At 47.7% G+C, this 11,971-nt stretch carries 8 protein-coding genes and 1 riboswitch; of the genes, 6 read left to right on the plus strand and 2 right to left on the minus strand.

The window, feature by feature from the left end:
- Positions 1 to 31 precede the first annotated feature (31 nt).
- The 6 genes from nirB to yiaY all read left to right on the plus strand — a co-directional run bounded on the left by nirB (position 32) and on the right by yiaY (position 10,171).
- Positions 32 to 2,584, plus strand: a complete 2,553-nt coding sequence (gene nirB / locus BIT28_RS28795; RefSeq protein WP_075768410.1) for a nitrite reductase large subunit NirB — start codon at positions 32 to 34, stop codon at positions 2,582 to 2,584.
- Between the two features lie 12 nt (positions 2,585 to 2,596).
- Entirely contained in the window at positions 2,597 to 2,968 is a 372-nt protein-coding gene (gene nirD / locus BIT28_RS28800) for a nitrite reductase small subunit NirD (RefSeq protein WP_075768445.1), read from the plus strand.
- A gap of 297 nt (positions 2,969 to 3,265) precedes the next feature.
- Positions 3,266 to 4,741, plus strand: a complete 1,476-nt coding sequence (locus BIT28_RS28805) for a NarK family nitrate/nitrite MFS transporter (protein WP_075768411.1) — start codon at positions 3,266 to 3,268, stop codon at positions 4,739 to 4,741.
- An 84-nt stretch (positions 4,742 to 4,825) separates the two neighbouring features.
- Positions 4,826 to 6,586 (plus strand): bifunctional protein-serine/threonine kinase/phosphatase, encoded by a 1,761-nt coding sequence (locus BIT28_RS28810; protein ID WP_245823938.1) that lies wholly within the window; start codon positions 4,826 to 4,828, stop codon positions 6,584 to 6,586.
- Positions 6,587 to 6,793: 207 nt separating this feature from the next.
- A riboswitch (cyclic di-GMP riboswitch) is annotated at positions 6,794 to 6,900 on the plus strand.
- A 241-nt stretch (positions 6,901 to 7,141) separates the two neighbouring features.
- On the plus strand, positions 7,142 to 8,650 hold the full coding sequence (locus BIT28_RS28815) for a lytic polysaccharide monooxygenase (protein ID WP_083652205.1): 1,509 nt from the start codon (positions 7,142 to 7,144) through the stop codon (positions 8,648 to 8,650).
- Between the two features lie 372 nt (positions 8,651 to 9,022).
- Complete coding sequence (gene yiaY / locus BIT28_RS28820) at positions 9,023 to 10,171, plus strand: L-threonine dehydrogenase (protein ID WP_075768413.1); 1,149 nt, start codon at positions 9,023 to 9,025, stop codon at positions 10,169 to 10,171.
- Positions 10,172 to 10,252: 81 nt separating this feature from the next.
- Here yiaY and BIT28_RS28825 read toward each other — a convergent pair whose 3' ends face one another.
- Together BIT28_RS28825 and BIT28_RS28830 are read right to left on the minus strand one after the other, a co-directional pair.
- Positions 10,253 to 11,350 carry a GGDEF domain-containing protein gene (locus BIT28_RS28825; protein ID WP_245823939.1) on the minus strand — a complete coding sequence of 366 codons (1,098 nt, stop codon included), beginning with the start codon at positions 11,348 to 11,350 and terminating at the stop codon, positions 10,253 to 10,255.
- 48 nt (positions 11,351 to 11,398) lie between these two features.
- Positions 11,399 to 11,896 (minus strand): putative pterin-binding protein, encoded by a 498-nt coding sequence (locus BIT28_RS28830; RefSeq protein WP_075768415.1) that lies wholly within the window; start codon positions 11,894 to 11,896, stop codon positions 11,399 to 11,401.
- Between the last annotated feature and the right edge of the window lie 75 nt (positions 11,897 to 11,971).

Raw genomic sequence — 11,971 nt, forward strand, 5'->3', positions numbered from 1 at the left:
TATACAGAATTAGAAACAGTGAGGAAGTTATATGAGTAAGCAGCGTGTTGTGGTGGTCGGCAATGGAATGGTTGGCCACAAGTTTATCGATGATTTGGTACAGCGGGACAAAGACGAACAGTTTGAGGTTATTACTTTTTCTGAGGAGCCGAGACTTGCCTATGACCGGGTTCAGCTCAGCAAATACTTTTCCGGGGCAACAGTGCAAGAGCTGGCACTGACCAATGAAAATTACTACCAGGAGTGCGGAGTCAGTTATGTTCTCAATGAAAAGGTGACAGCCATTGATAGTGAGCAACGCCAGGTGATCACCGCCTCTGGCAGGGTGGAGAGCTATGACAAGCTGGTACTGGCGACAGGATCTTATCCGTTTGTTCCGCCGATCCCGGGCAATGACCAGTCACACTGCCATGTTTATCGGACCATCGAGGATTTGGAGGCAATTGAAACCTCCGGACGTCAAAGCGAGGTGGGCGTGGTAGTTGGAGGCGGGTTGCTGGGGCTGGAGGCCGCCAATGCATTGCAAAGTATGGGATTGAAGACCCATGTGGTTGAGTTTGCGCCGAGACTGATGGCGGTACAGCTTGATGCCGGTGGCGGTAAGTTGCTCGAGCGAAAAATCTCTGAGCTGGGGGTTGAGGTACACACCGAAAAAGCCACTACGGAAATCGTTGCCGGTGAAACTTGCCGCTACCGAATGAATTTTGCCGATGGTAGTTTTCTCGAAACGGACATGATTGTGTTTTCGGCCGGGATCCGGCCGCAGGACGAGCTGGCACGACAGTGCGGGCTGGAGCTTGGCGATCGGGGCGGTATTGTCATCGATGATAGCTGTCAGACCAGCGTGACCGATATCTATGCCATCGGTGAGTGTGCACTGTGGCAGGGGCAGATTTTTGGTCTGGTGGCACCGGGCTACCAGATGGCGAAGGTTGTCGCCTCGCAATTGTGCGAGAAGCCGGGAAGTGAAGCTCAGAATGCGTTTACCGGTGCCGATATGAGCACCAAGCTGAAATTGCTGGGCGTAGATGTAGCCAGTATAGGCGATGCCCACGGTAATACACCGGGCGCGCAGTCGTATACCTTTAATGATGAGATAGAGCAGGTCTATAAGCGGCTGATTGTCTCTCAGGACGGCAAGAAGATCATTGGAGCCGTATTGGTCGGAGATGTCGAGGCATACAGCAGTTTGCTGCAGATGAAGCTCAATGATATGCCGTTGCCGGAAAACCCGGCAGTACTGCTATTGCCAGCGATAGGCGATGAAGAGGGGGCGGCGACCATGGGGGTGGAGGCGTTGCCTGACAGCGCGCAGATCTGTTCTTGTTTTGATGTCACCAAGGCTGATATCAAGCAGGCCGTGGCTGGTGGATGTACTGATATGGCGAGCCTGAAAGGGAGCACCAAGGCATCAACAGGATGTGGTGGTTGTTCGGCGCTGGCCAAGCAGGTGCTTGATGCCGAGCTGGCAAGCCTAGGCTTTGAGATTAATAATCATCTTTGTGAGCACTTTGCCTACTCGCGTCAGGAACTGGCCGATATTGTCCGGGTCAAGCAGATCAAAACCTTTGATCAGTTACTGGATGAGTATGGACAGGGTTTGGGCTGCGATGTGTGTAAACCCACAGTAGGCTCTATTCTGGCTTCATTTTGGAACGACTATGTGCTGGATGAACAGCATATCGGTCTGCAGGATACCAATGATATTTTCCTCGGTAATATGCAAAAAGACGGTACCTATTCGGTCGTGCCTCGGGTCGCTGGTGGGGAAATCACCCCGGATAAGCTGATCGTACTCGGCGAGGTGGCCAAAGAGTTTGACCTGTATACCAAGATCACCGGTGGACAGAGGGTGGACTTGTTTGGGGCACAGCTACATGAACTACCGCTAATCTGGCAAAAGCTGATTGATGCCGGTTTTGAGACCGGCCATGCCTACGGAAAATCGGTGCGAACGGTTAAGTCGTGTGTCGGGAGTACCTGGTGCCGCTACGGAGTGAAGGACAGTGTGGGTTTTGCGATTGAATTGGAAGACCGTTACAAGGGATTACGTGCGCCTCACAAGTTGAAGTTTGCGGTATCGGGTTGTACTCGCGAGTGTGCAGAAGCGCAGTCTAAAGACATCGGTGTGATTGCGACTGAGAACGGCTGGAACCTCTATGTGTGCGGAAATGGCGGTATGCGTCCGCGTCATGCAGATTTGTTTGCGGCTGATCTGGATGACGAAACGCTGGTGACCTATATCGACCGTATTTTGATGTTCTATATTCGGACCGCAGATCGCCTCCAGCGCACGTCGGTATGGCTCGAAAATCTTGAGGGAGGTCTGGACTACCTGCAACGAGTTGTGATTGAAGACAAGCTAGGCATTGTTGCGGAGCTGGAAAGCGAAATGGCGCATAACCTCAGTCAGTACCAGTGTGAGTGGAAGACAACACTGACTTCTCCCGAGAAACTGAAACGCTTCCAGCATTTCGTTAATAGCGAGGCAACAGATAACAAGCTCAGCTACGTCACCGAGAGAGGGCAGCGCCGGCCGAGGAACAAGCTTGAGCAGATTGAAATTGTCGATGTAACCGAATAGGAGCAGGGAATGATGGAACAGGTAATTATAGAGCCGGCCACTCAAGGCTCGGTATTGAAAGAAAAGTGGCAAACTATCTGTAAACACAGCGATCTGGTGAAAAACACCGGCGTATGTGCCCTGGTGGATGACGAGCAGGTGGCTATTTTCTATTGTGGCCGCAGTCAGTCTGTCTATGCTCTGTCAAATTATGATCCAATTGGTGATGCCAACGTGATGTCGAGAGGGATCATCGGTTCAGTTGAAGGTGAGACGGTAGTGGCATCACCGCTCTATAAACAACACTTTAGTTTAACGACTGGTGAATGCCTTGAGGATCCTCAGTTCAGCTTAAAAACCTACCCGGTGCGAGTAGAAGAAGGGGAAATCCAGTTGCAGGTATAATGGGTATTTTTCGGTAAATATTTAAAAATGGAGCTTTTTAGCTCCATTTTTTGTATTGAATTCCTTGGAAGACCTATTTTTAATGGGGTGGCCGTTGGCAAAAAAACACAAAACCCATAATAAAATGAGGGTAATTGCCAGTAAATGGTGCACTCACGCACCAATATTATGATTATTATCTTGTGAGGTTTGCTTTTATTGCGCTTGATGATTTTAAGTTGTTGTAATTGCATGGTTTAGATTTGTGGCATGATAACTGCTAATAACTTATCAGAGAGTCAATAAAGGAATTGAATAATGACAGATACAGGTAAGTTCAACATATTCTCCATGACCGGAAAAATGAAGATCCTTCATTACAGCTGGTTTGCATTTTTTATTACATTTATGGTGTGGTTTAACTTTGCGCCCTTGCTTCAGGCGGTGAAAGAATCGCTTGGCCTGACCACCGCCGAGATTAAGACCCTGCTAATTTTGAATGTCGCCTTTACGATACCGGCTCGGGTTATTATCGGGATGTTAACTGATAAATATGGGCCCCGGATCGTCTATTCGGCGCTGCTGGCAATTTGCTCCATCCCCTGTTTCATGTTTGCTTTTGCTGATAGCTTTGTCCAGGCCGCGATAGCACGTTTTGCCCTCGGGCTTATCGGTGCCGGTTTTGTTGTGGGGATCCGACTGGTGTCGGAATGGTTCCCTCACAATGAACTAGGAACCGCGGAAGGAATATACGGCGGCTGGGGGAACTTTGGTTCTGCAGCGGCTGCTTTTACACTGCCGACCGTCGCTGTGATGTTTGGTGGTGAGGATGGCTGGCGTTACGCGATGGCGATTACTGGTGCCATGAGCCTGATTTTTTCCTATATCTTTTATATCAATGTTACCGATACGCCGAAGGGGGCGACATATTTCAAGCCTAAGAACTTAGGGGCCATGGAAGTAACCTCTAAAGGCGATTTCTTCTTATTGCTGCTAATGAAGTTGCCGATGTATGGTGCCCTGGCGCTATTGGCCTGGAAACTGTCTCCAAGCGGTGTGTCTATGCTTAGCAGTGAGATGGTTAACGGCATTTACGTGTTGCTTACCCTGATTTATTGCTACGAGATCAGCCAGGCTTGGAAGGTCAACAAGACGGTATTCAAAGAACCAGTCCCAGAAATACACCAATATAAATTCAAGCAGGTTGCCATTTTAAATGTGCTCTATTTCGCTACTTTTGGCTCGGAGCTGGCTGTTGTCTCGATGTTGCCGTTGTTTTTCTCAGATACCTTCGAGCTGACTCCGGTAATGGCCGGGATGGTGGCATCTGCCTATGCATTCATGAACCTGATGTCACGACCGGGTGGCGGCTGGATCTCCGACAAGTTTGGCCGTAAGCCAACATTGCTGATTTTAACTGCCGGACTGGCGGCGGGTTATTTCCTGATGGGACAGGTAGATGGAAGCTGGCCAGTGTGGCTGGCAGTCGCAGCGGCTATGGCTTGTTCGTTCTTTGTTCAGTCGGGTGAGGGAGCGGTATTTGCAACAGTGCCTCTGATCAAGCGTCGCATGACAGGTCAGATAGCCGGGATGACAGGGGCGTACGGTAACGTTGGTGCTGTTTGTTATCTCACGATTTTGTCACTGGTGGATTACAGCACCTTTTTCTATGTGATTGCGGCAACGGCAGTGCTCGGATTTGTCACCTTGCTGATGATGGAAGAGCCTTCTGGCCAGATTGCGGAAATCAATGAAGATGGCAGCGTCACCATGATTGATGTAGCCAAAAGCTAGATGCCAAACGTCTAACTAGATGATGGGTAATGTAGTGGTGGCCTTCTTTGAGAGGCTGCCACTCAGTCGTACAAGGATATAACGATGGCAGAGACAATGGATATCTCGCAGGCTGTGGCTGAGGAGTTACAGGTTTCGGTAGGGGGCTTTTCCAGTGCCGGCTGCCGGGAAGCCAACCAAGATGCTTTTGCTGCGAAACATGCGGTGCGCAAAAATGTCGCCAAGTATAAGGGAGTGGTGGCATGCATTGCAGACGGCGTCAGTTGCAGTGATAACGGACAACAGGCTAGCCATACCAGTGTGACTCAGTTTATCGATGACTACTACAGTACACCGAATAGCTGGGGAGTCAGAAAGTCAGCGGCTAAGGTGCTGACCGGGCTGAACAGCTGGTTATATCATCATGGGCTGCAAAGTGATCTGCGACATAACGGGCTGGTGAGTACTTTCAGCAGTGTAATTGTCAAATCCAATACCGCGCATTTGCTTCATGTTGGTGATAGTCGAATTTACCGTTATCGGGCTGGGAAACTTGTTCAGCTCACACAGGATCACAGTCGTAAGCAAGGCGGGCGTAGTCATTTCCTGACCCGGGCGCTGGGGATGGATAGTCGGCTCGATGTGGATTATCAGCAGGAGCCTGTCGAGGTAGACGATGTATTGGTACTGACCACCGACGGCCTGCATGATTGGCTGAGCAAACAAGAGCTAGAAGCACTGCTATCGCGAACGGAGCTGACAGCCGAAGAGTTGGCGCATCTGATCGTGCAGTACGCCATGAAAAATGGCAGTGATGACAACCTTACCTGCCTGCTGGTGAAAATTGACGCGTTGCCGCAAGAGGATCTGCAAGAGGCGAGCAGACAATTGACACAAAGGGTCATTCCACCGGTATTGGCCGAAGGGAATCGGATCGATCAGTATGAAATTCTAAGGGTGTTGTACAGCGGTACCCGGAGCCATGTCTATTTGGCCAAAAGCCATTTTGACAAAAAATGCTATGTACTGAAGGCACCTTCACCGAACTTTGCGGATGATTTTGTCTATTTGCAGGGGTTTGTCCGGGAAGGCTGGGTTGGAAGGCAAATAGATCATCCGTCGGTGATGAAAATCCATCCCTATGCCGATGCATCGCCGTTTTTGTACCATGTCTGTGATTATGTGGAAGGCAAAACACTCAGGCAGTGGATGATTGATAATCCGGCACCGAGCCTAGAGAAAGTACGTCAGGTGGCAGCTGAAATAGTAAAGCCAATTCGTTTTTTTCAGCGAATGGGTATCGTCCACCGCGATTTAAAGCCTGAGAATATTATCCTGACCGAGAATGGCAGGGTAGTGTTAATTGATTTTGGTACGGCACAGGCGGAAGGGTTCGATGAAATTTCCACTGTCATCACTGAGGACGTCCCGGTTGGCGCAACAGACTATATTGCCCCCGAATATTTGGCGGGCGAAAAAGCGACAGCCTATTCAGATTTATTTTCCGTTGGGGTGATTGTATATGAAATGCTGACCGGAAAATTGCCATACCGCTCTCGACATTCTCAGGTATTTGATGGAATAAAGCCTCATTACTATCAATATATTCCAGCGACTAAATACAGATCTGATTTACCGGCATGGCTAAACTTGGTATTAAAAAAAGTCTGCCACCCTTTTCCTGATATACGCTATCAAGTCATTTCTGAATTTATTCAGGATTTATCCACACCTAACCAGAAAATACTTAAAGAGTTGAGAGAGTCACCTTTGATCCAGCGTAACCCATTGCGGTTTTGGAAGATCATGGTGTTGGTACTAGTAATGGTTGTTTGTATAGAAACATACATTATTGCCCTTGGGTAGTGATTGGTTTATTTAAAGTAGGAATGTGTTTTGCGATAGTAATATATTCCAATTATATTCATAGGGGTGATTAATTAACTTTTAAATATCTTTTGCTAATTATTAATATCATGGTTTATTCTGATTGATATAATTGTATTGGGACTATGATTCCATAATATCATCTCGTTTTTTGATAACTGCAAAATTATGCCTATAAATACCCCTGTCAGCTAAAGGCAACTGATTTGAAAAGATCAGGCGCAAAACTACCGACCTAAAGAAAAACAACTATGTTTATATGGTTTTATTTCTATGGCAGCGGAGTTACCTGATAGGAATGAAGTAGACAATACCAAGCTGGATAAGTAGATGATCTATTTTTTATGAGGGAAAATTGCCAAATACAAGGCGGAAGTCGCAGTAACTAGTGGTTCTAATTACAAGACTTCCAACAAAGTAGTTGGTGATTTTAGCCATAAAGAGTGATCAGATATTTATTTAGCTTGGTATAAGCAGTGGCTATTTTGTTTCCCGCTAGCTGGCTTCCCAACCATTCATTAGGAAGCTAATAAAATGAAAAGAATAATGACTCTCTCTTTTGCAGCCAGCTCTGTACTGGCTGCATTGGTGCCTATCCAGGCAAGTGCCCATGGATGGGCAGACTTTCCCAAAGCCCGTCAAGTGATCTGCCAGGAAGATGGCGGCCACTGGGGCGCGCCGGATGGTTCGCAGATCCCTAACGAGGCATGCCGGGCCTCTTTCCAGGAGTCCGGGACGTATCCTGTTGTGCAGGTCAACGAGTTTGCGACTTTGGTAAAGGACTACACCAATATGGATGCGGTAAAGGCCGCGGTGAAGGATGGCCTGATTTGTTCCGGCGGTGACGAGCGAAAAAGCGGTATGAGCGTTGCGTCGCAGTATTGGCAGCGGACCGAGATGCAGTCGGGCGAAACTTTCACCTTGAAATACCGCGCTACAGCGCCGCATAACCCGAGTCATTGGCAGATCTACCTGACAAAGCCTGGCTATAACGCAGCCCATAGTCGCCTTGGCTGGGATGATCTTGAACTGATCCAGGAATTTGGCAACATTGAGAAGGTTAATGTCGATGGTGCCAATTACTACTTCATGAATGTTACCTTGCCAGCCGGGCGAAGCGGGGATGCTACCTTGGTAACCCGCTGGCAGCGTAATGATCCCGCCGGTGAAGGCTTCTATAACTGCAGTGATATTAAATTTGAGGGGGATACGCCGCCGCCAGAGTGGTCGGCAATCGGTTCGTTTGTCAAACCGGGAGTTGTTGCCGATGAAGGCGACGTGGTGTTGTTCCGAATTTTCTCTGCGCAGGGCAACCAGGAGCTAGTGTCTGAGAAGCTGCCGATCACTGCGTCAAATAGCGATGTGAATGCCTGGTCCTATGAACTTGCGCAGCGAGTGAATCAAGAGCACAGCGCCATCACGCAGATCGGTATCGAGCAGGATTCTGGCGATATTGTGTATAGTCCGGAAGACATGTATGCCAACCAAGTCTTTGTGACCAATCCGAATTATAGCTATGCGGTAGATGTTCGCGATGGCGATACTATTGAACCGGCACCTCTAACGGTGATAGGCCTGCAGGATGAATATACCCAGAATGAAGAAGGGCTTGCATATATCAGTGCCGCTGTTGAATCTGAAGGCCGATATCTTATTAACATGAAGCTGCTGGACAGTACGGGTCATCAGCTGTCACTGGCGAGTGACATCGTTGATAACGGTAAGATCGATCTGGCAGTGTTCACCTCCCAGTTGGGGGATTTCACCATTGAGGTATATGCCGCCGAGCAAGATGCTGAACACAAGTTGATCGAAACCAAGTCTGTCACAGTGAAGGTCCCGTCAGGAGGGGGAGATTATGACTATGCCTATCCTGAAGGCATCGGCCAGTATGTCCCGGGTGAAACACTGGTATTGGGGCGCGATGGTAGTACCTATCAATGTCGTCCATTCCCGGAAGGCGGCTGGTGTAACATCGACTCGGCTATCCACTATGAGCCAGGTTTTGGCTCGGCCTGGGAAGACGCCTGGATCCGCCAGTAACGATTGATGATCTTTTAATTAAAGCTATGAGAAAGCGCTGACATGTTTCGGCGCTTTTTTGTGTGCGGATCCTCTCATTTAATGGACTGAATCTATGACGATACGAAAGAGAATGTTTCCATGAGTGAACAATTCTGAGTGCATTTTTAGTGAAAAAGTGATCGAATTCAAAAAAAACAACGCTGACCAGTCACTTTTTTTCATAAATTGTCCGAGATCAAATTGTTGCACATTTTGAAAGTGTTAGATATGTATGCCTAGCCCGAATGGGGTATGCGGGATACTCATTACAGGTAGCTTTTTAATCCGCAAAGAGATTGGCGGTTTAGTTGGTTAAAGTAATTAGTATTTGATAATTATGGAGAATTAGATATGAGCAGTGCATTTTTTATCCCTACAGTTAACCTAATGGGTGCAGACTGCCTAGTTGAAGCGGCTGATGCAATTAAAGCACAAGGCTTTAAAAAAGCACTAATCGTTACCGATAAAATCCTAAGCCAAATCGGTATGGTTAAGCAGGTTGCTGATCTGCTAGCAGAACGTGAAGTTGAATCTGTTGTTTTCGACGGTACACAACCAAACCCAACAATTGGTAATGTTGAAGCGGGTCTTGAGCTGCTAAAAGCGAACGAGTGTGACTTCGTTATCTCTCTAGGTGGTGGTTCTCCACACGACTGTGCCAAGGGTATTGCACTTGTAGCCTCTAACGGCGGCAAGATTGCTGACTACGAAGGTGTTGACCAGTCTGCGAAGCCTCAGCTTCCGCTAATTGCGATCAATACTACAGCTGGTACGGCTTCTGAAATGACTCGTTTCTGCATCATCACTGATGAAGCGCGTCACATCAAGATGGCGATTGTTGACAAGAACACTACACCGCTGATGTCTGTTAACGATCCTAAGCTAATGCTGGCTAAGCCTGCGTCTCTGACTGCGGCAACAGGTATGGATGCACTAACTCACGCTATCGAAGCATATGTGTCTACTGCGGCAACGCCAATTACTGATGCGGTAGCAATTAAAGCAATTGAGCTTATCCAGGCGCACCTACGTACAGCCGTTAAAGATGGCCAGAACCTGGAAGCTCGCGAGCAAATGGCATACGCTCAGTTCATGGCAGGTATGGCATTCAACAACGCATCTCTAGGTTACGTACACGCAATGGCGCACCAGCTAGGCGGTTTCTACGACCTTCCACACGGTGTTTGTAATGCCGTTCTGCTTCCGCATGTACAGCGCTACAATGCACAGGTTTGCCCTGAGCGTCTGCTGGATGTTGCAAAAGCAATGGGCGTGAACGTTGAAGGCATGACAGCTGAGCAGGGTGCAGAAGCGGCACTGGAAGCGATTCAGGTTCTGTCTAAAGACGTAGGTATCCCTGCAGGTCTTACAGAGCTAGGTGCTAAAGCAGAAGACATCTCAGTTCTGGCTGATAATGCGCTGAAAGATGCTTGTGGCTTCACTAACCCTAAACAAGCAACTCACGAAGAGATTTCTGGTATCTACGCTGCAGCAATGTAAGCTGATAGAAAACCAAACTATTCCCAATAAAAAGCGGTCTTCTGACCGCTTTTTTATTTTGGGTTGTAGACAAACAAGACCTCAGCTCATTACTCGCTGGTTATCAGGCAACGAAGATAATGTACGGTAATGCAATAGGCCATCTTTTCCTTGTTGTTTGACCTCGTACATCGCAAAGTCGGCCTGTTTCAGGACTTCAGAGACAGACTTGGCTTCTTTGGGAAATTGGCTGACCCCGATACTGGCCGAAATCGGATGAAATGAACCGGCAAACATGGCTGGCTTTCTGAAGATCTCTGCTAACTGCTCACTGATACAGGAGCTGTTGTCGCCAGTCGGCTGGCAAAGCTCAATAACGGCGAACTCGTCACCGCCCATGCGAGCAGCACAATAATGCTTGCAACGTAGTCTCGATAGTCGTCGGGCAACTTCGATCAGCAATTCATCCCCGGCGTGGTGGCCCATGGTGTCATTGATCCGCTTAAAACCATCCAAATCTATAAGATAAAAATGAAAAGAGGTGTTGGTCTGTCCAAGCTCACAGAGCTTTTGGTTGAGCCAGAGTCGGTTGTGAATACCTGTCAGGGAGTCTTTCATGGCTAACGCATGGTGTGAATTGGACTCTCGAAGAAGAAGATACGTCATAAGCGCCCCCATCAGCAGTGTTGTCAGAAGTAGGTAGCGAATGACAGTTTCAACTTCCGAGATCGCTGTGATCCGATCCCCAAGATCGCCGCTTGATAGCCGGAACTTGTAATTGAGGAAAACTATTAGTTTTTCGTAGTCTTCCCTAAATATTTGCAGTATCGGCTGAGTATCCTGCGGAGAGGAGAGAGCAATAAGGCGAAGCTCGAGGATTTTCACACGCTCAAAATGGCTGTTAATTTCATCAATTGCGCCTTTAAATTGGTCAAAGTGCATGATTTGACTGTTGCTTACAATGGTATTGAAACGACTCCAGAGTATTTCATACTGGATCATCATTTCGTCATGGCTGCTATTCCCGAATTGGTAGTTTTGTAACTGGTAGACAAATTCTGAGTACTCTTTTGTCAGCTGCAGAACGAACCATATCGCTTCATTTTGGCTTTTTGATACGATTTCGGAGTTGTTTTTCAAATGGTTGACAGCAACCAATGTACTGGCAATCAGTAACGGGGTGATGATATATAAAATCATCTTGACCCATTTTTTCTTTGAAATTCTAGAACTGCGTCGGATCATAGCTTATTCCGCTTTGATAGTTTCCAGCTGCCAGACCATTTTAGCCAGGTTTTTTCGTTGGCCGAGCTCTGGATATTTGTCGATAGAAAAAACTAGCCAGTAGGGGCCGTAGTCGCGGATTTTCAGGTATTGGTTGTTTTTCTTAATTGCAATAATCGGTTCGTATTTGCTGATGTGCTTCCAGCTTGATGATGCTGAGTAGTCATTCAGGGCGCTCATTAAAACCTGGGTGGGCTTTAGCTGATAGGCCCTAAGCAGGGTGGTTAGCTTTACACCTTCAAACTCAGCTTGCCCCTTGATCCAGGGAAGGTGTGTTGTCAGGGTGGTTTGCGGCAATTTTTCTAGTTCTGAGCGGTTAAGGGTGACATCAACCTGTTGCCCTGATGAATTCAGGCCCGAGATCGTTAGCGTTGTCTCATAGGCAAGAGATGACGCAGATGCAAAAATGCATAGCAAAATAATGATTAAATCAGTTACAGCTGATGACAACCTAACGGACATCCTGATACCTCATGGTGGTTATCGAAAAAACAGTGCTGACGTATAAACTAAGGCAATGAGTAAGCCTGAGTATTA

Origin of the sequence: Photobacterium proteolyticum (assembly GCF_001939735.1) — a bacterium.
Lineage (GTDB): Bacteria > Pseudomonadota > Gammaproteobacteria > Enterobacterales > Vibrionaceae > Photobacterium > Photobacterium proteolyticum.